This window comes from Sphingobium naphthae (assembly GCF_043589935.1).
Taxonomy (GTDB): domain Bacteria; phylum Pseudomonadota; class Alphaproteobacteria; order Sphingomonadales; family Sphingomonadaceae; genus Sphingobium; species Sphingobium naphthae_A.
Genome location: NZ_CP171455.1, coordinates 242,501 through 266,271 on the forward strand (window position 1 = coordinate 242,501; position 23,771 = coordinate 266,271).

Consider the following 23,771-nt stretch of genomic DNA (forward strand, 5'->3'; position numbering starts at 1 on the left):
CGCCACTATCCCCGAAGGGATCGTTCGACTTGCATGTATTAGGCATGCCGCCAGCGTTCGTTCTGAGCCAGGATCAAACTCTCAAGTTTGATGTCCGATCTTGGCCAGGAGGAATAATCCCAACCAAAACCGCTCATTCTCTAGGAGCCAATTCCTGCACATTACATATACTGTGGATATGTATTGAGACATATGAACTGGCTTAAGCTTTACGATACCCGACGCCCTAAAGCACGCCAGACACCGAGCCGCCGCCCACATGTCCCTTCATCTAAATCACAATGTCAAAGAACCATCCAACACTTCAAGCGGACAAGCATCCCACCCCGATCCATCACGTTTCGGGGGACTGCTGTCCTACCATGTCGGCGACCAAGCGAAGCGAGAACCAGGGGCGCTCACCGCGTCGGTGGAGTGGCATCTAGGTCCACCAATCGAGTCGGTCAACAGGGAAAAACGCTGCCTGCGAAAATTTCCGCGCCACGCTCCCCATTGCTCGCCCCGAGCCAGAACATGCGGGCCTATAGCGGGAGCCCCACATAGTTTTCCGCAATGCTGGTCTGCGCTGCGGTCGACGACGCGATATAGTCCAGCTCGGCCACCTGCATGCGCCGGTCGAACGCATCGCCGTCGGGGAAGCGGTGCATCAGCTTGGTAAGCTGCCAGGAAAAGCGTTCGGATTTCCAGACGCGCGCCAGCGCCTTGCGCGAATAGCCGGCGATGCCGTCCCGATCGTTCCGCCGATAATGGCCGATCAGCGCGCCCGACAGATAGTGAACGTCGGACGCTGCCAGATTGAGGCCCTTCGCGCCCGTGGGCGGGACGATATGCGCGCTGTCCCCGGCGAGCAGGAGCCTGCCGTGGCGCATCGGTTCGAAGACGAAGGATCGCAGCGGCGCGATGGATTTTTCCAGCGATGGCCCGCGCGTGAGATTCGCTGCCGCCTCCGGCCCGAGCCGCAGCGCCAGCTCATCCCAAAGCCGGTCATCCGGCCAATCCTCGATCTTCTCGTCCAGCGCAACCTGAACATAATAGCGACTGCGCGTTTCCGACCGCATCGACGCCAGCGCGAATCCCCGCGCATGATTGGCGTAGATGAGTTCGTGGGTGCAAGGCGGCACGTCCGCCAGAACGCCGAGCCAGCCAAAGGGATAGATTTTCTCATAAGCCAAAGCGACGGACGCCGGCACCGCCTTGCGAGAGGGCCCGTGAAAACCATCGCACCCGCACAGGAAATCCGCCTCTATGCGCTGGACCGCTCCATTCTTCTCGAAAGTAAGCGAGGGTCGATCGCTCTCGATATCGTGAAGCGCGACATTGGCGGCGTCATAGATGATCTGCAGACCCCGCTCCGGCGCCGCCGCCATCAGGTCGCGCGTTACTTCGGTCTGGCCATAGACCATCACCTGCCGCCCCGTCAGGGCAGCGATGTCGATGCGGATGAGCCGCTCGCCGTCGGCGAGATGAAAGCCGTCATGCGGCAGTCCTTCGGCATGCATGCGCGCGCCGAGCCCTAGGCGGCGTGGACAAATTCGGGGTTATCAATCGTCCAGCGTGACAAGCAGGCATGCCCGAAAGGCACCGTCCGCTGCGTCCTGTCGGTGCCAGATTTTGACGATGTGATAATAGTGGAAGTAGTCGTCTATATCTCGGGCAAGGTGTTCGCCAACACGCGGCAGGAAGTCGAACTCGGCCACGAACAGCAGCTTTTCCAGATCCTCGCCCTCGAACACTTCAACCAAAGCCATAAAGCCCTCCACGCGAGCGTGATCGCAATATCTGCGGGTTTCGCCAACCACTTGTGTGGAGATTGAGGATCAGCGTGCAATAGGCACCCCCTTCGTGGGGTGATCGGCGTGCAAAAAGGACCCCTTCATCCCGGGGATTTAGTCGGCCGACTGGTTTTGATCAGTTGGCGAGAACGGGATGTTGATCGTGGAGACAGTGGTTCGGATTCGGCGTGAGCATGCAGCGGGTAAGGCGATCAAGGCGATCGCTCGTGACCTTCGTTTGTCGCGGAAGGTCGTCCGCAAAGCGATCCGGTCGCCGGAGGCGGCGTTCAACTATCAGCGCAAAGTCCAGCCGCTGCCGCGGATCGGTCCTTATCAGGATCGTCTCGATGCGCTGCTTGAGGAGAACGAAGGTCGCGGCCGCCGCGATCGGCTACGGATGACGCGTATCCATGACCTGCTGGTGCGCGAGGGGTTCGATGGATCCTATGATGCGGTGCGCCGCTATGCGGCGCGCTGGCGTGCTGCGCGGCGGAAGGATGCTGGCGAAGGCGCACCGGCGTTCATCCCGATGACCTTCCAGCCGGGTGAGGCCTACCAGTTCGACTGGAGCCACGAGGATGTGGAGATCGCCGGCAAGCCGATGCGGGTGAAGGTGGCGCATATGCGTCTCTGCGACTCGCGCGCACCCTATGTCCGGGCCTATCCGCGCGAGGGCCAGGAGATGCTGTTCGATGCCCATGCCCGGGCGTTCGCGTTCTTCGGCGGTGTGCCGCGACGCGGTATCTACGATAATATGAAGACGGCGGTGACGGCCGTGTTCACCGGCAAGGAGCGTGTGTTCAACCGCCGCTTCCTGATCATGACCGATCATTACATGGTCGAGCCGACCGCCTGCTCGCCGGCGGCGGGATGGGAGAAGGGCCAGGTCGAGCAGCAGGTCCAGACAATCCGAGGCCGCTTCTTCCAGCCGCGGCTCCGGTTCGCCAGCCTGGCCGAGCTCAACGGGTGGCTGGAGGCCGAGTGCCGGCGCTGGGCCGAGCATCATGCCCATCCCGAACGCGGGGATATTACCGTCGCCGAGGCGCTGGATATGGAGCGACCGGCCCTGCAGCCGATCCTGGCACCGTTCGACGGCTTCCATGAGAGCGAGCATGCCGTCACCGGCACCTGCCTCATCAGCTTCGATCGCAACCGCTACTCGGTCATGTCGACGGCCGCACGCCGGACCGTTCAGGTGCGCTCCTATGCCGATCGCATCGTCATACGCTGCGGCGATGCGATCGTCGGGGAGCATGAGCGCCACTTCGGTCGGAACCGCACGATATACGATCCCTGGCATTATCTGCCGGTCCTCGCGCACAAGCCCGGCGCGCTGCGTAACGGCGCACCGTTCCAGGACTGGGATCTGCCGCCCGCCCTGCACCGATTACGGCGAAGGCTCGGCACCGGGGACGAGGCCGATCGCAGGTTCGTGCGGGTCCTCTCGGCGGTGCTCACCGATGGCCTGGAGCCGGTAGAGGCTGCCGTGCGCGAAGCGTTGGCGAACGGAACGGCCAGCGACGAGCTGATCCTCAACATCCTCTCCCGGCGCCGCGAGCCGGCGACACCCCACAGCATCGTCACTTCGGAAGACCGGATGCTGCAGCATCCTCCGCTCGCCGACTGTGCCCGCTATGATCTGCTGCGAGGCTATGATGCAGCGGCATGATATGATCGACACGATGCGCGGCCTCGGACTCAAGGGCATGGCGGCGGCGTTCGACGAGGCGGTCACCACCGGCCTCCAGCGCAAGCGCACCACCATGGAGATACTGACCGACCTGCTCCGTGCTGAGGCGACCCACCGGGATGCAGCCTCCATCCGCTATCGGATGACGGCTGCGAGGCTGCCCGTGGTGAAGGACCTGGAGCGGTTCAGCTTCGAGGGCACACCGATCAATGAGGAGATGATCCGCTCCCTTCACGATGGCTCCTTCCTCCCGCCTCGCCGCAATATCGTGCTGGTCGGCGGCACGGGGACAGGCAAGACCCACCTCGCCATCGCGATCACCGCCAATGTCGTGCGAAGGGGCGCTCGCGCCCGCTACTTCAACACCGTCGATCTGGTGACACGCCTCGAAGAGGAGACCCGGATCGGCAAAGGCGGGACCCTGGCGGCGCAGCTGTCGCGGCTCGACCTGATCGTTCTCGACGAGCTCGGTTATCTGCCGTTCGCCCGCTCGGGAGGGCAGTTGCTGTTCCACCTCATCAGCAAGCTTTATGAGCGGACCAGCGTCATCATCACCACGAACCTCGCCTTCGGCGAATGGCCGACCGTGTTCGGCGATCCCAAGATGACCACGGCGCTGCTCGACCGCGTCACCCACCACTGCGATATCGTCGAGACGGGCAACGACAGCTGGCGCTTCAAAAACCGCAGCTGACAGCCACCTTCGGCGCCTTCAAAAATCTATCTTGCGCTGCGCGCGCCTCCGGTCGGGCTACGCCCGCCCTCCGCCGCACGCAGCGCAAGGCCATCTTCAACAAACCAGCATCATATTATCTGAAAAGGGGGTCCCTCTTCGACGCCGATCGGGGGTCCCTTTTGAACGCCGTTTGACATGTGGAGATGATTGACGTGGAGCGCAGTGCTTGATTCAAGGCTGCTTTTTGGAGGCAGGCTTGAGCCGGGGCGATCTCACCGAAGCTGAATGGCGTATTCTGAAGGGCTTGCTACCCATCGAGCCTGAGAACCGTGGCCGAGGCCGCCCGCCCGAGCAGAACCGCTCAATCATCAACGGCATCCTCTGGCGGCTTCGGTGTGGCGCTCCATGGCGCGACGTGCCGCCCAAGTATGGGAGTTGGAACACAATCTATCGCCGGTTCCGACGCTGGAGCGAGGCCGGGGTCTGGGAGACCATGGCAGTGACACTCGCTGAGGTCATGGCAGACAGCGGCCACTACAGCATCGACAGCACCACCGTTCGCGCCCACGTTTCGGCAGCGGGCGGAAAAGGGGGACTCATCGACGCGCTCTTGGCCGCTCGCGGGGCGGGTTCACCAGTAAGCTTCACTGCCTGGCTGATGCCCTTGGACGACCGCTCGCCTTCCACCTGACTGTCGGTGAAGCAGCGGACTGTAAAGCCTATGACGCCCTGATAGACCTGCCTGAGCACGCTCCTGGCGCGTTGCTTGCCGACAAGGGGTACGACGCCGACGCAATCCGTGCTGACCTTGCCAAACGGAAAATCGAGGCTGTCATTCCCGGCCGGTCAAATCGCCGCGTGAAGATCGAGCATGACCGCGCGCTCTACAGGCAGCGCAATCGCATCGAGCGCATGTTCGGCCACCTCAAGGTCAACCGCGCTATCGCCACCCGCTACGATCAGCTTGCCAACAGCTTCCTCGGAATGGTCCATCTCGCCACCGCCAGATATTGGCTCAAATTTGTCCACGCCGCCTAGCCGGTCCATCAGGTCCGTCGTCGTGCGCTCCAGCACGCCCGCGCGGATGCGCCCCAGCACATAATCGCTGGACGCCCGCTCGACGATGATCACATCAATGCCTTCGGCGCGCAGCAAATGGCCCAGCAGCAAACCCGCAGGTCCAGCGCCGATAATCGCAACTTGAGTCTTCACGCCATCCTCTCCGACAAGCCAATTTGTGCGGCATCATGCCGGGGTCTGACGACTCAAGACAGAGCGGCTTCGCCCGAAATCCTGGACGATCCACCGCCCCCGCCTGTCCGCACTCCTTGAAGCGCCCAAGAAAAAAGCGGAAGGCGGTCAGTGCATCATTGGACGATCAGGCAATCGGGAGCACGACCACGCTGTCCGGCGCGTCGCGCAGGCGCAGATAGAGCTTGCCGGCCTGCGGGCGCGGCGCCTTGAGCACGGCGCCAGTATAGCCGTGCGCGACCGTGGCCGCATCGGCCAGCGCCGGCGTGCTGCCCACCGCCTCGATCAGAAAGAGGTCGCGCCCTCGGATCGTGCAGCCCTCCCCCTGTTCGGCGCACGCCACCGCCTCGATCTTCGGCAGTCGCGCCAGCGTCACCAGCGGCTGCCAGTCGCTCGCCTCGCCATCATGCACCAGCCGAAACCGCAAAGGTCCGAACAGGGCCGGGCCAAGATCGGCCGGATCGAGTCGCGCCACCAATATATGAGGGCCTTCCATCCGCACCCCCTGCCCCATGGTCAGGCGGACTGGGTTCGCGCCATCAGCGGACGCGACCTCGATCGCATCCCTGGCGTTCAGGCGGATGCGCTCGTCCACAGCAACCGAAAAGGTCAACTCGCCATCGTCTGGGAGCAACTCCGCGCCGTCGAGCGCCAGCGGCTTGGCGCCCGCCGGCGCCTCGCCGGGCGTGATCGTCCGGCCAAGCAGGCGCACCTGCGGCCGCGCCGCGGCGATGGTGACGGGCATGTCGATCCTGCGCCCATCCCGCAGCGCCACGCGCGCGGTCATGGCGCGTCCGGCGTCCAGCGGCTGGCCGTCCTGCGCCACCAGCCGCAGCTGGTCGATCTGCCCCTCGCGCGCCAGCCCATCGGGTCGCAGCGTGAGCCCGCCCAGGTCGACGCTTTCGACCTGATCCAGACGCTGGCCGGACAGGGTCGCCGATTTGTCGCCCGCATGGATGCTGAGGCCGTCGAGCCGGCTCGCCTCGGCATAGCTGCGCAGCGGCAGGACGGACGGTTCCGCCACGCCCACATATTTGACCGCCAGCTCCAGCGGCCCCGCGCGGCGCCCGGCCAGCGGCAGGATCAGCGCGATCGCATCCTGGCCTTTCACCGTCCAGCCCAGCGACTGCGCCTGTCCGCCGGGCGCGCGCAAGGTGACGCTCTCGACGCAGGCTGGCGCGCCGCCCTTGAGCAGAAGTGCATTATCCCGCCCCGTCACCAGCGCGGCATCTTCTCCCTGCACGCTCCAGCCGCGCGAGTCGGGCAGTTGCAGCGTGAAGTCCGGCCCGTCAAACCGGTCAAAGCCCCATTGCCCGTACAGATGTCCGCGCACCGAACCGCTGAGGCCTGCCGGCAACGCCGCCCTGTCCGTCAGCACATAGCCGCCCCGGTCCGCCCGCGCCTTGACCGGCAGCTCGATCGTCTCGCCGGACGGGGCCTTGATCGCCAGCTTCATCTCACGGGCATAGGCGGTGGAATAGATGAGCGGGGCGCCTTCCACCGGCAGGACCGCGCCCGGCCGGACGGCGCAGATCGGCCCTTCGGCGCCGCTGCGCAATCGCGGCGGGCTGTCCGCCTCGATCGCGGGCATGGCGACCACCATCACCGACTTGGGCTTCTGAAATGACGGGGCAGCGTTCAGCAGCAGGCTGATCGCGTCGTCGCGCCGCACGCTCAGGGTCGGCAGATAATCGAATTCCGGATTGCTGAACGCGCCGAAGATGCGCGCGATGTCGCGGGCGACGCCGATATAGGGGCTGTAATAGCCATAGCCCGCTTCGCGCGTGGCGCTCAACTGCAGCGCCAGGTCGGTGGGCGCGCCGGTCAGCGTTTCGGCCATCGAGCTGCTATGCACGTCGGCCAGCACCAGCGTATCGCGATTGTCGAGCAGGCAGGCCGCCTGCATCTCGATCACCTTGGACAGGCAATCCTCATTCAGCTTCATGGACAGGCTGCGGGCAAGCACGGGCGCAATCGTGCGCAGATATTCGGGATGGGTATTTTCCTGCGCCTGGATCGCCCCCATGAAGCTGTCGAGCCGCGACCGGTCGAGCGACGCCTGGTTGAGATCCTGCGTCGCCCGCACGAACTCGCCCGGCTTGCCGCGCACCGCATCGCTCAGCGTGCCTTCCGCGCCACCCGTGTCCGGGACGAGGAACAGCACCATCTGCCGCGCGCCTTCGGGCACGGTCAGCGTCAATTCCCGGTCCTTGGCCTTCTTTTTCCAGGTTTCGGCGAAGTGGATCCAGTCCTTGGGAGGGGGGTTGGTCGCGCCGCGCAGAAAGGCGGACACCAGGATGAAGCGCGCGCCCTGATCCTGGGGCAGGTCGGCCTGGACGGATAGCCTGTCGCCTTCCGAAAGGCTGGGCACCTGCGCGATGGGTAGCGTCTGGTCACCACGCGTCACCCGGATGCGCAGCGACGGGCCCGTCAACTCGAACGGGGCAGGATCGGCGGCGGAGAGCTGTTCGGCCAGGCACAGCGCCAGCAGCGCGGCGCTCCATCGGGCGATGATCATCCTGTTGAGTGGCAAGCGCATCTTCCTGTCAGTCGGTCGGATCGGGTGCGACGGCTCGTCTTCCACATCGGGGCGGACAAGCCAAGAGCGAGGCATGAACGCCACAGGAGCCGAGCAGGTTCACAGGCACGCCCCTTCCCTAGCCGCGAAACTTTGCCGCTGGCTGAACGAACGGCCTGTCGCTCGCCCGCTTGCCCGGCGAGAGCGACGTTGCCATATGGACTTTTCATCATGACTCATCCCCCCGTCCCCCGCTTCTATCTTTATGGCGAACCGCAACGAAGCGTCGGCGAAGGCTTCGTCCACGTCGAAAGCCTCGATGATCGTTCCCGGCCCAGCGAATGGACGATCCGCCCGCATGTCCATCGCGATCTCAACCATATCTTCCTGATCGCCGACGGCGGCGGCGCGATGCGCGCGGAGGCGGCGCAAGTCCGCTTCGAAGCGCCGTGCCTGCTGCTGATCCCCGCCGGCATCGTGCATGGCTTCGACTGCCACCGGGAATCGCAGGGCCATGTCACGACCATCGCCGACACCTATCTGCGCCATCTCCTCGACCGGGATGCCGATCTCGCGCCCCTGTTCGCCGCTCCCCGCGCGCTGATGCTGCCGCAGGAGGACGGGAGAGCCGCGGAGCAGCTGATTATCGGCCTCGCCCGGGAACTGGGCTGGTCGGGCCGCGGCCAGCGCGCCGCGATCGAGGCCGCGCTGCTGCAGCTCATGGTGCTGGCGCTGCGCCACGGGCAGCTGGCGCAGGAAACGTCGCCGGGCACGGCAAAGCAGGCTGCGCTCGTCGCTCGCCTGCGCGAACGGATCGAGCAGCGGTTTCGCGAGCGCGAGCCCGTGGGCGTCCATGCCCGCGCGCTCGGCACCAGCCTCACGGCCCTGCGCCAGGCCTGCGCACGCGTGGCGGGCAGCTCTCCGGCGCAGATGCTCGATGATCGCGCCTTGCTGGAAGCGCGCCGCTTGCTCCTCTATTCGCAGCTGTCGATCACCGAAGTCGCCTATGCGGTCGGTTTCGAGGATGCGGCCTATTTCTCCCGCTTCTTCACCCGCCATATCGGCCAGTCACCACGCGCCTATCGCGCAGCGCGGGGCAGCTGATCGCGCTACGTCCGATCTTGCCGCGCCACGCAGGCCCGGATCGACTCTGGCGCCGCCTCTTCCTGTCCTCGGCTCATGGCCTCAACCCGTTGATAGGGCGGGCCCGGTCGCCTACCTGCGTGGCATGACCGCAAACGAGATGATTGACCTGCTTATCGCGCGCCTCGTGCGGGATCATGGCAAGAGCAAGCATCACTGGCGCAAGGCGATCGGGCCCATTCGCCTGTACAGCGCCACGACGCATCCGCATTGCAACTGGGTGGCGAACCCGACAGGCATGGGGCGAGACGTCGCCCTTATCGAATCGCTGCTCGACGATGTCCGTCTCGCGCATCCGCTGCTGCATCATTGACGGCAAAAAGGGCGCAGTCCGTTGCCCGGCCACGCCCTTCCTGCGACCCCGAAGGGATGATGGTGCGGCTCAGCCCAGCTGCTGCTCCAGCTCGCCCAGCACGCGATAGCAATCGAACACCTTGGCGACCGAGCTGTTGGGCTCGCGCCCTTCGCGAATGGCGCTGATGAACTCGCGATCCTGCAGTTCGATGCCATTGTTGGAGAGAGCGACGCCGCTCAGGTCGATCGGCTCTTCCTTGCCGTTCACCAGGTCGTCATAGCGCGCGATATAGGTCGCGCTGTCGCCGATATAGCGGAAGAATGTGCCGAGCGGCCCGTCATTGTTGAAGGACAGCGACAGGGTGCAGATCGCGCCCGTTTCGCTCTTCAGCTGGATCGACATGTCCATGGCGATGCCCAGTTCCGGATGGATCGGCCCCTGCATCGCATGCGCTTCGACGATCTTGCCCGCCTGATAGGCGAACAGGTCGACGGTGTGCGCAGCATGATGCCACAGAAGATGGTCGGTCCAGCTGCGCGGCTCGCCCTTGGCGTTGATATTCTTGCGTCGGAAGAAATAGGTCTGCACGTCCATCTGCTGGACGTTGAACTCGCCCGCCTTGATGCGGTTGTGAACGAACTGATGCGACGGGTTGAAGCGGCGGGTATGGCCGACCATGCAGGTCAGTCCCGTCTCCTTCTGCTTGGCGAGCACCGCCTGCGCGTCGGCCCAGCTGTCAGCGAGCGGGATCTCCACCTCGACATGCTTGCCCGCCTCCATGCAGGCGATAGCCTGGGCCGCATGCATCTGCGTGGGCGTGCACAGGATCACCGCGTCGACATCGTCCCGGGCCAGCGTTTCGTCGAGATCGGTCGTGACATGGCTGACGCCATATTTCTCCGCCACCTTCTGCGTGGCGTCCAGTTCGCGGCCGACGATCGACGTGACGGTCACGCCGTCGATATTCTTGAGACCGTCCAAATGCTTTTCGCCAAAGGCGCCGGCGCCGGCGAGGGCAATACGCATGCACTTTTCTCCATCTAAAGCCCCTTCGTTCCAAGGGGAGGTGAAATTCAGCCGGCGGGTTCGAGCACCAGATGCCCGACTGCGGTGTTGGACGCGGGGACATGATAATGGCGATGGAGCGGCTTGACCGCCCGGCCCAGCGCTCCGCGCATGATCAGCCACATGACCATCTCGATCCCTTCCGATCCGGTCTCGCGCAGATATTCGATATGGGGGATCGCGCGCAGCGCCTCGCCATCATTCTGGCTCATCAGGTCTAGGAAGCGATTGTCCCATTCCGCGTTGATCAGGCCCGCTCGTGGCCCTTGGAGCTGATGGCTCATGCCGCCGGTGCCCCAAATCTGAACGTTCAGATCCTGCGGGAAGCTCTCAACCGCGCGCGCGATCGCCTCGCCCAATCGCCAGCAGCGGTTGCCCGACGGCGGCGGATAGGTGACGACATTGACCGCCAGCGGGATCACCTTGCAAGGCCAGGCCTCGGGCTGGCCATACATCAGGCTCAGCGGCACGGTCAGCCCATGGTCGACGTCCATCTCGTTGATGATCGTCATGTCGAACTCGTCGAGGATAAGGCTCTGCGCGATATGCCAGGCCAGGTCCGGCTCGCCGATCACGTCGGGCACCGGGCGCGGCCCCCATCCCTCGTCCGCCGGCTTGTAACGCTCGCCGCAACCGATCGCGAAAGTCGGGATGATCTTCATGTCGAAAGCGGACGCATGGTCGTTATAGACCAGGATCACCACATCGGGCTTTTCCTGCGCGATCCACTGACGCGACCAGTCATAGCCGGCGAACAAAGGCTGCCAGTAAGGCTCGGCGGTTTTCTTGAGGTCCATCGCCGCGCCAATCGCGGGAACATGGCTCGTTGCGACGCCGGCTGTGATGCGGGCCATCAGCGTTTCTCCTTGATGGACCGGACGCCCTCGGGCGACCGGCCGCCGGCGATCATCATCGCCTGATAGTCTTCGGGGCTCATCCCCGTCATGGTGCCGACCGCCTGCAGGAAGCTCAGCCCATCGGTCGAAAACACCTTCGCCAGGAAATAGATGTTCCCGCCCAGTTCCAGGCAGCGATTATAATCGCGGTCCAGGATCGCCTGTTTCTGGTCCTCTGTCATGGGCCATTCGTCGATATAGGCGCGCTCGTCGGCGAGCCAGCGGACGCGGTTCTCCGACTTCATCAGGCTCATCGCGAACTGGTTCATATGATAGCCCTGCCGCGCGCGCGCCGCGGTATAGACGCGCGTGCCGGGAATATCCTCAAACTCGGCCAGATATTCGTGAATGTCCTGATGCCTGGGATCTTCGGTGATCATAGGCCCCGCTCCTTCAGCTGCGCGTCGAGGCGCGGGAAGACGCGGCGGGCATTGCCCTCGAAAATCGCGTCCCGCTCCGCATCGCTGATGTCCAGCGCATCGACATAGCGTTTGGTGTCGTCGAAATAATGGCCGGTCGTGGGGTCGATGCCCCGCACCGCGCCGACCATTTCCGACCCGAACAGGATATTCTTGTTCTCGATGACGTCCGCCAGCAGGTCGATGCCCGGCTGGTGATAGACGCAGGTGTCGAAGAAGATGTTGTTCATCAGGTGCGTCGACAGGTCCGGCTTCTTGAGCATGTCCGCCAGGCCCCGGTAGCGGCCCCAATGATAGGGCACCGCGCCGCCGCCATGCGGGATGATGAAGCGCAGCGTCGGGAAATCCTTGAACAGGTCGCCTTCCAGCAATTGCATGAAAGCGACCGTGTCGGCGGCGAGATAATAACCGCCGGTCGCATGCATGGCCGGATTGCAGCTGCCCGACACATGGATCATCGCCGGCACGTCCAGCTCGACCATCTTCTCGTAGAAGGGATACCAGTAACGATCGGTCAGCGGCGGATGCTGGAAATGGCCGCCGCCCGGATCGGGATTGAGGTTGCAGCCGATGAAGCCCATGTCGACGCAGCGCTCCAGCTCCGCGATGCTGTTGGTCATGTCGGCCTTGGGCGACTGGGGCAGCATGCACACGCCCACGAACGTCTCGGGGAACAAGGCGACGACGCGCGCGATCAGGTCGTTGCAGCGCATCGCCCATTCCTTGGCGACCGCCTCGTCCCCGACATGGGGCGCCATCGCCGATGCGCGCGGCGAAAAGATGGTGAGGTCCGCGCCGCGCTCCTTGATCAGGCGCAGCTGGTTCGCCTCGATCGTCTCGCGAATCTCGTCATCGCTGATCTCGGGATAGGGCGGACAGGGCGTCCCCGCCTTGAACGCGGCCTTCTGCTGCTCGCGCCAGGCGTCATGCCCCTTGGGCAGGACGGTATAATGTCCGTGGCAATCGATAATCAGGCTCATCCGCTCGCGTCTCCACTCTTCATGTCGTCACCCCCGCGACTGCGAGGCTCCGTCTCCCGACTGATCGGCCAAAGCGAAGGCCGCCGAAGGGATACCTTCTTTGCGGGAACGACGGAAAAATCTCTCGTTGATCGCGCCTATCTTGGCGCTCAATCCCTCGGGAACCGCCTTCACGCCCAGCGCACCGATCGCGCGCTGCCGGGCGACGGTGCCGCGAGTCATCGCCGCACCCGTGCCCAGATCCTCCAGCGTCCTGACCACTTCCTCCATTTCGGCGGCGCGGCGCGTCCCGTGGACCAGCATCCGGTCCAGATTATAGTCGGCGCGCACGTCCCAGGGCTTCGCCTTCTCGCTCGCATCCAGCGACGCCAGCACCTCGTCCAGAACATCGGCCTGGGCCGCGGCAAGCACGCATTCGGCGGTCAGCGCCTCCAGCCCCTTGACCATGACCGACCGGATCATCTTGATGGAGGAGGCCCGCCCCACGTCCGTGCCGACTATGCGGCTGTTGGTGAAGCCCAGCGCCCGCAGCCCCGCCTGCGCCGCCTCCGCGTGCGCGCCGCTCAGCAGCAAGGGCACGTTGAGCCGCGCCGGATCGACCGGCGCCATCACCGCGACGTCGACATAGTGGCCGCCGGCCGCCTCGATCGCCTGCGCCGCCGCCCGCTTGGTCTGCGGCGCGACGCTGTTGAAATCGCAGAAGAGGGCGCCAGGCGCGATGGCGCGCGCCCCCGCGGTCGCGACCGCCAGCGCCTGGTCGGCCGTCACCAGCGACAGCAGCAACCCTGCGTCCCGCAGCGCGTCTTCCAGCGCCCCCGCACCCGTCACGCCGGCATCGGCATAGGCCGCCAGCATCGCGTCGCGCGTCGCGGGATCATCGGTCTTGATGTCGAAGATATGCGCGGCAGCGGCCCAGTCGCCCGCCCGGGCGAAGGTCGCGCCCGCCTCGCCAAATCCGATCAGACAAACATCCTGCTCCATGAGCCGATACATGGCGTATCGCGCGCATCGCGACCAATCGAATCCCCTTGCTTTGCATAAGAAATTACGAAGTCACGCTCGCCGCGGCCTCGATCGCGGCCATGAACTGCTGCTGCAGCCGGGTCGGCCGCCAGTCGGCACGACTCGTGATGCCGATGGTGCGGCTGACCAATCCAGGCGTGGGACCAATGTCGGACAGGAGCCCCGCCTGTAACTCCAGCGCCAGCTGGTCCTGCGACAACAGCGTCAGATAGTCGCCACCCACCAGCAGCTGCCGGATCGTCATGACCGATCCGCATTCGATCGGCACGGGCGGCGCGTCGCCGCCCAGTTCCGCGAACATCGCCTGCCACAACTGGCGCAGCGGCGTGCCTTCGGGCGGCAGAATCCAGGGATAGCGCCGCAGCGCATCTGCGTCCCAACCCGCCTCCAGCGCATGGCCGCGCCGCGCCAATATGGTCGGCCGATCCTCGAACAAGGGGCGCTGGTTCAGGTCGATCGCCAGCGCCGGATCGCGCAGCGCCCCGATCATCATGTCGATCTCGCCCTCGCGCAGCGGTCCCACCAGTTCGGCATGCGATCCTTCCAGCACGCTGATCGCCACCTGCGGCGCATCGCTGCAAAACCGCCCGATCGCATCGGGCAGCAGACGCGCGCGCGACAGCGGCATCGCGCCCACCAGAATGCGGCCGCCCTCCTCGCCCTTCAGCTCCGCCAGATCCTCCAGCCCCTGCCGCAGCTCCGCCAGCGCCAGCCGCAGCCGCTGCGCCAGCGCCACCCCGGCCTTGGTCAGCATCACGCCCCTGCCCCGCCGGTCGACCAGGCGGCTGCCCACCGCCAGGCCCAGATCGCCCACGGCGCGGTGCAGCGAAGGTTCAGCGACGCCCGTCGCCGCTGCCGCCGCGGCATAGCTGCCCGAACGCGCCAGCGCGACAAAGGCGCGGACCTGCGTCGCCGTCACGCGGTTGCTGCCGATCAGGCGCAACGCGACATCGACCCGGGGCTTCAGCCTGCGCGCAGCCTCCAGCGCCATCATCCCGCCCGGCTGCCGCTCGAACAAGGCGACACCCAGCTGCGCCTCCAGCTTGGCGATGCCCTGAGTCACCGCTGGCTGGGTCAGGTTCACCGTTCGCGCCGCCAGGCTGACGCTGCCTTGGTCGACAATCGCAGCCATGGCGGCGAGATGGCGGATATTGAACTGGTCTGGCTTCATGTGCGATGATTAGCAAAAACTAATGCACTGGCGCCAGATCGCATTTGAGCATCACGCAGCACCTGTCCATGTCGCTGTCTCATTCGGGAGAAGGAGCACAGCCATGTCCGGCATCGTCGTCCAGAATATCGAACGCGCGGACCTGTCGGTCATCGACGGCCTCGCCCAGTGCGGCGTCGCCACCGTGCACGAAGCGCAGGGCCGCACCGGCCTCCTCGCCGCTTATATGCGCCCCATCTATAGCGGCGCGCGGATTGCCGGCAGCGCCGTCACCATCTCCGCAGCGCCCGGCGACAACTGGATGGTCCATGTCGCGATCGAGCAGCTGAAGGAAGGCGATATCTTGGTGCTTGCACCCACCAGCCCCTGTACCGACGGCTATTTTGGCGACCTGCTTGCCACCTCGGCGCAGGCGCGTGGCTGCCGCGGCCTCATCATCGACGCGGGCGTGCGCGACGTGCGCGACCTCACCCAGATGCATTTCCCCGTCTGGTCCAAGGCGATCCACGCCCAGGGCACGGTCAAGAACACCATCGGTTCGGTGAACATCCCCGTCATCTGCGCCAATGCGCTAGTCAATCCCGGCGACGTGGTGATCGCCGACGATGACGGTGTGTGCGTCGTGCCGCGCGCCGATGCGGTGGCGGTGCTGGAAAAGGCGCAGGCGCGCGAAGCCGCCGAGGAAGCCAAGCGCGTTCGCCTCGCCGCCGGAGAACTCGGCCTCGACATCTATAATATGCGTCCGCGCCTTGAGGAAATGGGCCTTAAATATATCTGAGGCTGAGATCGCATCCGTAAGGCGGACGAAATGATATGGAGCCCGGCGGCAGCCGATCAGGGGCTCGAACGAACGGAGCTGTATATGACGGCGCACAGTCAATCGCGCGTGATGTGGATGCGCGGCGGCACGTCGAAGGGCGGTTATTTCCTTGCCGAAGACCTGCCCGTCGACACGGCCGCGCGCGACGCCTTCCTGCTGCGGGTCATGGGTTCGCCCGACCCGCGCCAGATCGACGGCATGGGCGGCGCGGACCCGCTCACCAGCAAGGTCGCGGTCGTCAGGAAGTCGGATCGGCCGGGCGTCGATGTTGATTATCTCTTCCTCCAGGTCTTCGTCGATCAGGCGATCGTCAGCGACGCCCAGAATTGCGGCAACATCCTCGCGGGTATCGGCCCCTTTGCAATCGAGCGCGGTCTGGTGGCGGCGCAGGACGACGAAACCCGCGTGGCCATTTTCATGGAAAATACCGGCCAGATCGCCATCGCCACGGTGCAGACGCCCGGCGGCATCGTCAGCTACGACGGCGACGCGCGGATCGACGGCGTGCCCGGCGCGGCCGCGCCCGTGCCGCTGGAATTCCGCGACACCGCCGGCTCCTCCTGCGGTGCGCTGCTGCCCAGCGGCAATGCCGTCGACGAAGTAGAGGGCGTGCGCGTCACCCTGATCGACAATGGCATGCCCTGCGTCGTCATGAAGGCGCAGGATGTCGGCATCACCGGCTATGAGGACCGGGATACGCTGGACAAGGACAGCGCGCTCAAGGACCGTATCGAGAAGATCCGCCTTGCCGTAGGTTCGACCATGAACCTGGGCGACGTCAAGGAAAAGTCGGTGCCCAAGATGATGCTGGTCGCCCCGCCCCGCAATGGCGGCGCGATCACGGTGCGCAGCTTCATTCCGCATCGCGCCCATGCATCGATCGGCGTCCTGGGCGCGGTCAGCGTCGCTACCGCCTGTTTGATCGAAGGATCGCCCGCGGCCGAAGTCGCCGCCATTCCCGATGGCCCTCGCAAGACCCTGTCGGTCGAACATCCCACGGGCGAAACGACCTGCGTTATGGAACTGGACGATCGCGGCGCGGTCATCAGCGCTGCGATGCTGCGCACCGCGCGCAAATTGATGGACGGGATCGTTTTCGCCTGAACGTCCTGCCGCGCCTCTCTGTGTCTTAGGAAAAGCCCGGCAATCCGCTCAGGGCGAACGGAGTTTTCGGATATGACTCGCATCACTTCCTGGCATGGCCAACCGTCCAAGCCGCTCTACACGCCGCCTGCCGGTGCGATCGACGCCCATTGCCATGTCTTCGGGCCGATGGCGGACTTTCCCTTCTCGGCCAAGGCCAAATATCTGCCCGAAGATGCCGGGCCGGACATGCTCTTCGCGCTCCGCGATCATCTTGGCTTTGCTCGCAACGTCATCGTGCAGGCGAGCTGTCACGGCACCGACAATGCGGCCACGCTCGACGCCATCGCCAAATCCGAAGGCAAGGCGCGCGGCGTCGCCGTCGTCGATCCCGCGATTTCGCAAGCCGATCTCGCGGCGCTGCATGACGGCGGCATTCGGGGCATCCGCTTCAATTTCCTCAAGCGCCTCGTCGATGATGCGCCCAAGGACAAGTTTCTCGACGTCGCCAGCCGCCTGCCCGCCGGCTGGCATGTCGTCATCTATTTCGAGGCTGACATTCTCGAAGAATTGCGCCCCTTCATGGAGGCCATTCCCGTGCCGCTGGTGATCGATCATATGGGTCGCCCCGATGTGACCCAGGGGCCCGATGGGGCGGACATGAAGGCGTTCCGCGCCTTCTTGGAAAGCCGTGACGACATCTGGTTCAAGGCCACCTGTCCCGACCGGCTCGACCCTGCCGGCGACCCGTGGGACGCCTTTGCCGATGCCGTGGCGCCGCTCGTGGCGGACTATCAGGACCGGGTGCTCTGGGGCACCGACTGGCCGCACCCCAACATGGAGGATGCAATTCCCGACGATGGCCATCTGGTCGACATGATCCCGCGCATCGCGCCGACCGCCGACCTGCAGCGCAAGCTGCTGATCGACAATCCGATGCGCCTCTATTGGCCCGAAGAGCTCAGCGCCTAACGCCGCGCCCGTCAATTCAGGGCGGCACGGCCCGGCGCTGGCTGGGGCAATTCGGTCGCCACCAGATGGCGCAGCTTGCTCAGCAGGTTGCTGCGGTCGAACGGCTTGTTGAGCAATGGCCGGCTGTTAAAGGCAACGGGCAGATGTTCGGGGCCATAGCCCGACAGGAACAGGAACGGAATGCCGCGCCGGGCGAGCGCTTCGGCGATCGTATCGACGGCCGCCCCCTGCAAATTACCGTCCAGGATCGCAGCGTCGAAGGCCAGCGTGGCGACGGCGTTGGCCGCTTCGTCCAGGGTCGATGGCGTTCCCACGACCCGCGCGCCCGCATCGGCCAGCATGTCGGACAGTTCGAACGCGATCAGCGGCTCATCCTCGACCACTAGGAAATCGAGCCCCTCCAGCGTGATATGGCTGTTCAGCCGCTCGCCATAAATGGGCGCCTCGACGGCCTCCGGTCCGGCCGCCGGCCGCGGCTCGACGGCGTCGAGCGCCGAAGGCGTCCAGGGCAGTTCAAATTGCCACTGCACGCCCTCGGGCCGGAAGTCGGCGTTCACCACGCCCCCCTCGCCCAGCAGGCTGCGCTCGACCAGCACGCTGCCAAAACCCTTGCGGCTCGGCGGCGTCACCGGCGGCCCGCCGCTTTCGCGCCAGTTGAGCAGCAGCCGCCCATCCTGCAAGCGCCAGTCGATGAAGACATGGCCTTCGCTGTTGGACAAGGCACCATATTTGGCCGCGTTGGTGCCCAGCTCATGCAGCACCAGCGCCAGATGCAGCGCCAGATTGGGCGGCAGCTCGACCGCGGGCCCCGACACGGAGCAGCGCCCTTCGTCGATCGTGCCGAGGTCCAACTGATCCTGCACCAGCTGCGACAGGCTGGCGCTCTGCCATGTCTGGCGGCTCAGCAGCGAATGCGCCTGCGCCAGCGCCTGCAGCCGGCCGGTGAACTTGTCGGCGAACTCCGCCGGGCTCGGCGCGCCCTTCAGCGTCTGGAACGCGATCGCCTGGACCGACGCCAGCGTGTTCTTCACCCGGTGATTGAGCTCGCCGATCAGCAGATGCTGCGTTTCCTCCGCGCGCCGGCGTTCCGTCACGTCCAATATCTGCGCGCTGACGGACACGGGCTTGCCGCTGCGGTCCAGCAGCAGCGAATAATAGAATTCGCACTCCAGCGTTGCCCCATCGGCGCGGCGGACCGAATGAACCTGCATGTCGCGATGTTCGCCGCCGACCGTCAATGCAGCGACATGGCGCGTGACCGCGCTCGCCGTTTCCACATCCATCCAGCCGATCGTGCCGGCATGGCGGCCCAGCACCGCGTCGGGTGACCAGCCGAACAGCCGCTCGGCGCCCCTGGTCCAGCTGATCAGGCGCAGGTCCGGTTCGAATTCAATGATCGCCAGCGGCGAATTGTCACGATGGGCGGTCAGGCGATTAAGCGTCGTTGCCAGCCGGTCGGCGGTATCGCGCAGCTCGTCGCGCTGCCGCGCCAATATCTGCCGCTGCCGGCTCAGCTCGTAGAAGACATCGGTCTTGCTGCGCAGCATGCGCGTGTCGATGGGCTTGAGCAGATAATCGACCGCGCCCGCCTCATAGCCGCGAAACCGGCGGAGTTCGTCGGTCGCGACCGCGGTCAGGAAAATGATGGGGATGGCGCGCGTGCGTTCGGTCGATCGCATGATCTCCGCCAGCTCGAACCCGTCCATTTCGGGCATCTGCACGTCGAGCAGCGCCAGGGCGAAGTCATGCTCCAGCATCAGCTCCAGCGCCTGCGCGCCCGAGTGCGCCTTGAACAGCCGCAGCCCGTCATGGGCCAGCAGCGCCTCCAGCGCCTCCAGATTTTGCGGAACATCATCCACCAGCAGGAAATTGACGGGCGCTTCCTCAGACATGAACGACATTCCCCGCGCTATTCGCCTTCCAGTAGATACGTTCCTGGGCCGCAAACTCGGTAAAGCCATTCGCATGGCTTGAAAAGCGCAGCGTTTCCTTCGCGCCCAGCCCCAGGAACCCTCCCCGAACCAGGGACTCGCGGAACAGGCCCACCGCCCTGTCCTGCAATGGACGGTCGAAATAGATGAGGACGTTGCGGCAGGAAATCAGATGCACCTCGCCGAACACCTGGTCGCTCACCAGACTATGCTCGGCGAACAGGGTGCGTTCGCGCAGACTGGGATCGAACCGCGCGCCGCCATAAGCGGCGGTATAATAGTGGCTGAGCGACGTGCGCGCGCCCGATGCCTGATGGTTGGCGGTGAAGCCGGCCACCCGGTCCATGTCGTAAATGCCCAGTTCCGCCTTGCGCAGCGCCGCCGGGCTGATGTCCGTCGCGTAGAATAGGGTGCGGCTGTCCAATCCCTCCTCGCGAAAGAGGATGGCCAGCGAATAAAGCTCCTCCCCCGTGCTGCATCCCGCGATCCAGACCTTGAGCGAGGGAAAGGTCGCCAGATGCGGCAGCACCTGTTCCCGCAGCGCCCGGAAATAGGCGGGATCGCGAAACATCTCGCTCACATGGATGGTGAGGAAGCTCAGCAGGTCGGGCAGGATGGCGGGTTCGTGCAGCATCCGGTGCTGCAGCATCGACAGGCTTTCGCACCCGAAATATTGCTGCGCCCGCACCATCCGCCGCAAAATCGAGCCGCGGGAGTAGCCGCGGAAATCGAACTGGTGGCGACGCCACAGAAGGTCGAGCAGGGAATCCAGCTCCAGCAGCTGCAGCTGTTCCTCGGCCTCGGGCGCCGTGGCCAAATCGGCCATCATCGCGGCATCCATACCCGCACCAACGACAGCAGCTTGTCGACGTCCAGCGGCTTGGCCAGATAATCGTTCGCGCCGGCGGCGATGCACTGCGCCTGGTCCTGCGCCGTCGCCTTGGCGGTCAGGCTGATGATCGGCAGGTCGCGCCAGTCGGGATTGGCGCGGATCTCCCGGGTGGCGGTCAGCCCGTCCATCTCCGGCATCATCACGTCCATCAGCACCAGATCGATATCCGGACCTTGCGCGCCCGCAAGGATTTTAAGCGCCTCCGCGCCATTGCGCGCGATATGGACGGTTGCCCCATGCGGCTCGAACAGGCTGGTCAGCGCATAGATGTTGCGGACATCATCCTCCGCCACCAATATGTGCCGTCCCTCCAGCAGCGCGTCGCGATTGAGCGCTGTCGCCAGCATCGCCTGCTGCCGCGCGGGCAGGTCGGCCACAACCTGATGCAGGAACAATGTCACCTCGTCCAGCAGCCGCTCGGGCGACTTTGCGCCCTTGATGATGATCGACTTGGAATAGCGGCGCAGGCGCAGCTCTTCCTCGGCCGACAGATCGCGCCCGGTATAGACGATGACCGGCGGGAAGGAGAGGCTGTCGTCGCGGCTCAGCTGTTCGAGCAGTTCGAACCCCGAGGCGTCCGGGAGGTTGAGGTCCATGACCATGCAGTCGAAGGTTTGGGTCGACAGCCGCTCCAGGCATTCGCCCGCATCCGCCGCCTCGACCGTGTCGACATCCCGCGTCGCCAGCAGCAGGCGCAGGCTCTCGCGCTGGGTCGCATCGTCCTCGACCAGCAGCACCCGCCGCATCCGGGCGGCGAACCGGTGCTGCAACCCTTCCAGCACCTCGGCCAGTTCCTGCCGTTTGACCGGCTTGAACATATAGCCGACCGCGCCGTTCGACAGCGCCGCATGGGAGTGGTCGGCCACCGACACGCAATGGACCGGGATATGGCGCGTATTGACGTCGCGCTTCAGTCGGTCGAGCACCGATAACCCGCTATGATCGGGCAACCCCATGTCGAGGATGATGGCCTGCGGCAGATATTGCCGCGCAAGCATCACGCCCTCGTCCGCGCTTTCGGCCAGCAGGCACTGAAAATCCATTTCGCGTGCGAGGTCGCACAGAATGCGGGCGAAGGCCGGATCATCCTCGACGAACAGGATGACGCGGCTGTCGCCAGTCAGCGAGTCACGGTCATCGTCGACCGCTCGCGGTCTTGCCGGCGCTGCCGGGATGTCGGTGCGAGTCGCCAGCAACGGCGTCGTTTCGCGCAGCGCGGGGCGATAAACCGGGGTTGCGACGGGCGTTTCACTGAAATTCCGCGGCAGCGTCAGGGTGAAGCTGCTCCCCTCCCCCGGCGCGCTTACCAGGCTGATCTCGCCGCCCAGCAGCCGCGCCAGTTCGCGCGAGATGGACAGTCCCAGGCCCGTACCGCCATATTTGCGGCTGACCGATCCATCAGCCTGGCGGAAAGGTTCGAAGATGGTCTGCTGCTGTTCGGCTGGAATGCCGATGCCTGTGTCATGCACGGTAAAGGCGATGCAATCGTTCGCCGCCGCCTCCACCGTCAGCGTCACCTCGCCCTTCTCCGTGAACTTGATCGCGTTCGACAGGAAATTCTTGAGGATCTGCTCCATCCGGTGCGGATCGGTCTCGATCTCGGCGGGCATGTCGGCGGCCGATGGAATGCGCAGTGCGATCCCCTTCTGCCGCGCGCCGGGCTCCAGCAGCGCATGCAGTTTCTCGACCATTGGCGCGATGCGGATATGCCGCGTCTGCAGGTCAACATGACCAGCTTCGATCTTGGAAATGTCCAGGATGTCGTTGATCAGCAGCAGCAGGTCGTTGCCCGACGTTTCGATCGTCTCGGCATGACGCACCTGGTCCGGTGTCAGGTTGCCGGCCCGGTTGTCGGCCAGCAGCCGCGCCATGATCAGCAGCGAATTGAGCGGCGTGCGCAATTCGTGACTCATATTGGCGAGGAATTCGGATTTGTAGCGGCTCGCCTGCTCCAATTCACGCGCCTGCTCCTCCAGCGATGCCTGCGCGCGCGTCAGGTCGTTGCGCTGCTGGACCAGCTGTTGAGTCTGCTCCTCCAATTCGACGTTGGTCTGCTCCAGCTCGGCCTGCTGCGTTTCAAGTCGCGCCTGCGAATCCAGCAACACCCGGCTCTGTTCCTCCAGTTCCTCATTGGCGCTGCGCAATTCCTCGCTCTGCGCCTGAAGCTCCTCGGCCTGCTGCTGCGTCTCTTCCAGCAGTTCCTGAAGCCGTTCGCGATAGCGCGCCGCCCGGATTGCCTTGCCGATCGCCTCGCCCGCGCGCTCAAGCAGGGTCAGCGCTTCCTCCCTGGGCTCTTGCGCGAAGCCCATCTCCAGCACCGCAACGACATCATCGTCGGCACAGGCGGGTGCGACGAGCATGGTCGTGGGCGCAGCATGGCCCATTGCCGTCCCGTAGCTCAGATAGGAGGCCGGCACCGGCCCGATGCGCACGATCCGGTTCTCGGTGATCGCAACGCCGATCAAGCCGTCGTCGGCTCCGGTCGAACGAATGACGTCCACGCCCTTGGGCACGCCAATGCTGGCAACCTGGCGATAGGTGGCGTCATCGTGCACGAACAGCATGGCCGCCTGCGCCTCCAACCGATTGGTCAGATAGCGCAGCAAATCCTCACTCAGGATCTGGAGATTGCGTTCGCCCGCCATCGCTCGGCCAAGACCGATTTGCGAGCGCTGCACCCACTCCTCGCGCCGGATGGCGAGCTTGTTGCGCACGAACAGGTAGCCAAGCCCGCCCAGCAGCCATGCGGTCAGCGCGCCCAGTGAACGATTGACCTGCGCCACCGACGGATCGACGCCCGCCGGCGCGATCTGGTAACCGATCACCATCAGCAGCGTCGCCATCACCGCGAGGAGCGGCGGGATGATCGCGCGCGACGTCAAATAAGATAAGGTGATCGGGAGCAGATAGAGCACCCAGACCGACATGCCGAGCGGTAACGTCATGTCCGCCAGGAAAGGCGGAATCATGAAGATCAGCAAGACGATATGAAGCAGGGTCGCGGATCGCGCCGGCGTCATCCCGAACAGGGAGGGCATTGATTCTCTACACTCTCGTTACGACGCCCCCGCGTCGCGGGCATATTGCAAGCAGGCCGCCCCGGCGCAATAGCATCAGAGGAATTTCCGACCCGCCTTGGCGCGCGGGCTCGGCATGACCTATCGCCTTGCGGCA

19 protein-coding genes, 1 rRNA gene and 2 pseudogenes (1 of these 22 cut by a window edge) are annotated in these 23,771 nt (G+C 64.9%); 8 read left to right on the plus strand and 14 right to left on the minus strand.

Annotation, left to right across the window (positions count from 1 at the left end; genetic code table 11):
* The 3 genes and pseudogenes from ACGGKE_RS16205 to ACGGKE_RS16215 all read right to left on the minus strand — a co-directional run.
* Window positions 1-89, minus strand: a 16S ribosomal RNA gene (locus ACGGKE_RS16205) (it extends 1,398 nt beyond the left edge of the window).
* Between the two features lie 432 nt (window positions 90-521).
* Window positions 522-1,520, minus strand: a pseudogene (locus ACGGKE_RS16210) (4-hydroxybenzoate 3-monooxygenase); the annotation flags it as partial.
* Window positions 1,521-1,541: 21 nt separating this feature from the next.
* Window positions 1,542-1,748, minus strand: a complete 207-nt coding sequence (locus ACGGKE_RS16215; protein ID WP_394442138.1) for a hypothetical protein — start codon at window positions 1,746-1,748, stop codon at window positions 1,542-1,544.
* Window positions 1,749-1,926: 178 nt separating this feature from the next.
* Between ACGGKE_RS16215 and istA the strand changes: the two genes are divergently transcribed.
* From istA to ACGGKE_RS16230, 3 genes are all read left to right on the plus strand, one after another.
* On the plus strand, window positions 1,927-3,441 hold the full coding sequence (gene istA / locus ACGGKE_RS16220) for an IS21 family transposase (RefSeq protein ID WP_021238707.1): 1,515 nt from the start codon (window positions 1,927-1,929) through the stop codon (window positions 3,439-3,441).
* Window positions 3,428-4,156, plus strand: coding sequence for an IS21-like element helper ATPase IstB (gene istB / locus ACGGKE_RS16225; protein WP_031304487.1), 729 nt, complete (start codon window positions 3,428-3,430; stop codon window positions 4,154-4,156). The genes istA and istB overlap by 14 nt, the downstream gene beginning before the upstream one ends.
* Before the next feature lie 238 nt (window positions 4,157-4,394).
* Window positions 4,395-5,176, plus strand: a protein-coding gene (locus ACGGKE_RS16230; protein ID WP_394442141.1) for an IS5 family transposase whose coding sequence is annotated in 2 segments (ribosomal slippage) — window positions 4,395-4,719 and window positions 4,719-5,176 — 783 coding nt in all. Because the reading frame shifts where the segments join, the coding sequence is not laid out codon by codon here.
* On the opposite strand, the pseudogene ACGGKE_RS16235 reads toward ACGGKE_RS16230, so the two are convergent.
* Together ACGGKE_RS16235 and ACGGKE_RS16240 are read right to left on the minus strand one after the other, a co-directional pair.
* Window positions 5,171-5,350 (minus strand): annotated as a pseudogene (locus tag ACGGKE_RS16235) (FAD-dependent monooxygenase); the annotation flags it as partial. The gene ACGGKE_RS16230 and the pseudogene ACGGKE_RS16235 overlap by 6 nt on opposite strands.
* Before the next feature lie 166 nt (window positions 5,351-5,516).
* Window positions 5,517-7,928 (minus strand): hypothetical protein, encoded by a 2,412-nt coding sequence (locus ACGGKE_RS16240; RefSeq protein ID WP_394442144.1) that lies wholly within the window; start codon window positions 7,926-7,928, stop codon window positions 5,517-5,519.
* A 210-nt stretch (window positions 7,929-8,138) separates the two neighbouring features.
* Between ACGGKE_RS16240 and ACGGKE_RS16245 the strand changes: the two genes are divergently transcribed.
* Together ACGGKE_RS16245 and ACGGKE_RS16250 are read left to right on the plus strand one after the other, a co-directional pair.
* Complete coding sequence (locus ACGGKE_RS16245; protein WP_394442147.1) at window positions 8,139-9,011, plus strand: helix-turn-helix domain-containing protein; 873 nt, start codon at window positions 8,139-8,141, stop codon at window positions 9,009-9,011.
* 124 nt (window positions 9,012-9,135) lie between these two features.
* On the plus strand, window positions 9,136-9,363 hold the full coding sequence (locus ACGGKE_RS16250; RefSeq protein ID WP_394442150.1) for a hypothetical protein: 228 nt from the start codon (window positions 9,136-9,138) through the stop codon (window positions 9,361-9,363).
* Between the two features lie 69 nt (window positions 9,364-9,432).
* Here the strand turns inward: ACGGKE_RS16250 and ACGGKE_RS16255 are convergent, their stop codons facing one another.
* The 6 genes from ACGGKE_RS16255 to ACGGKE_RS16280 all read right to left on the minus strand — a co-directional run bounded on the left by ACGGKE_RS16255 (window position 9,433) and on the right by ACGGKE_RS16280 (window position 14,899).
* Window positions 9,433-10,371 (minus strand): Gfo/Idh/MocA family oxidoreductase, encoded by a 939-nt coding sequence (locus tag ACGGKE_RS16255; RefSeq protein ID WP_394442153.1) that lies wholly within the window; start codon window positions 10,369-10,371, stop codon window positions 9,433-9,435.
* 47 nt (window positions 10,372-10,418) lie between these two features.
* Window positions 10,419-11,264, minus strand: a complete 846-nt coding sequence (locus ACGGKE_RS16260; protein WP_228168030.1) for a class III extradiol dioxygenase subunit beta — start codon at window positions 11,262-11,264, stop codon at window positions 10,419-10,421.
* Window positions 11,264-11,686 carry a protocatechuate 4,5-dioxygenase subunit alpha gene (gene ligA, locus ACGGKE_RS16265; protein WP_228168029.1) on the minus strand — a complete coding sequence of 141 codons (423 nt, stop codon included), beginning with the start codon at window positions 11,684-11,686 and terminating at the stop codon, window positions 11,264-11,266. Before ligA ends, ACGGKE_RS16260 begins: the two co-directional genes overlap by 1 nt.
* Window positions 11,683-12,705, minus strand: a complete 1,023-nt coding sequence (locus tag ACGGKE_RS16270) for an amidohydrolase family protein (protein WP_228168028.1) — start codon at window positions 12,703-12,705, stop codon at window positions 11,683-11,685. Before ACGGKE_RS16270 ends, ligA begins: the two co-directional genes overlap by 4 nt.
* Window positions 12,706-12,732: 27 nt before the next feature.
* Window positions 12,733-13,686, minus strand: a complete 954-nt coding sequence (locus ACGGKE_RS16275) for a DUF1932 domain-containing protein (RefSeq protein ID WP_394443061.1) — start codon at window positions 13,684-13,686, stop codon at window positions 12,733-12,735.
* A gap of 64 nt (window positions 13,687-13,750) precedes the next feature.
* Window positions 13,751-14,899, minus strand: a complete 1,149-nt coding sequence (locus tag ACGGKE_RS16280) for a LysR substrate-binding domain-containing protein (RefSeq protein WP_394442159.1) — start codon at window positions 14,897-14,899, stop codon at window positions 13,751-13,753.
* Window positions 14,900-15,002: 103 nt separating this feature from the next.
* Here ACGGKE_RS16280 and ligK point away from each other — a divergent pair, with 103 nt between their 5' ends.
* The 3 genes from ligK (at window position 15,003) to ACGGKE_RS16295 (ending at window position 17,774) form a co-directional block, all read left to right on the plus strand.
* Entirely contained in the window at window positions 15,003-15,677 is a 675-nt protein-coding gene (gene ligK, locus ACGGKE_RS16285) for a 4-carboxy-4-hydroxy-2-oxoadipate aldolase/oxaloacetate decarboxylase (protein WP_394442162.1), read from the plus strand.
* Between the two features lie 84 nt (window positions 15,678-15,761).
* Window positions 15,762-16,823, plus strand: coding sequence for a 4-oxalomesaconate tautomerase (locus ACGGKE_RS16290; protein WP_394442165.1), 1,062 nt, complete (start codon window positions 15,762-15,764; stop codon window positions 16,821-16,823).
* Window positions 16,824-16,895: 72 nt separating this feature from the next.
* Entirely contained in the window at window positions 16,896-17,774 is an 879-nt protein-coding gene (locus ACGGKE_RS16295) for an amidohydrolase family protein (protein WP_394442168.1), read from the plus strand.
* 11 nt (window positions 17,775-17,785) lie between these two features.
* Here the strand turns inward: ACGGKE_RS16295 and ACGGKE_RS16300 are convergent, their stop codons facing one another.
* Genes ACGGKE_RS16300 through ACGGKE_RS16310 form a run of 3 tightly spaced genes read right to left on the minus strand, consistent with a single transcriptional unit; the run spans window position 17,786 to window position 23,635 of the window.
* Window positions 17,786-19,666 carry a response regulator gene (locus ACGGKE_RS16300; protein WP_394442171.1) on the minus strand — a complete coding sequence of 627 codons (1,881 nt, stop codon included), beginning with the start codon at window positions 19,664-19,666 and terminating at the stop codon, window positions 17,786-17,788.
* Window positions 19,659-20,546 carry a CheR family methyltransferase gene (locus tag ACGGKE_RS16305; protein WP_394442174.1) on the minus strand — a complete coding sequence of 296 codons (888 nt, stop codon included), beginning with the start codon at window positions 20,544-20,546 and terminating at the stop codon, window positions 19,659-19,661. Before ACGGKE_RS16305 ends, ACGGKE_RS16300 begins: the two co-directional genes overlap by 8 nt.
* Complete coding sequence (locus tag ACGGKE_RS16310; RefSeq protein WP_394442177.1) at window positions 20,531-23,635, minus strand: response regulator; 3,105 nt, start codon at window positions 23,633-23,635, stop codon at window positions 20,531-20,533. Before ACGGKE_RS16310 ends, ACGGKE_RS16305 begins: the two co-directional genes overlap by 16 nt.
* Between the last annotated feature and the right edge of the window lie 136 nt (window positions 23,636-23,771).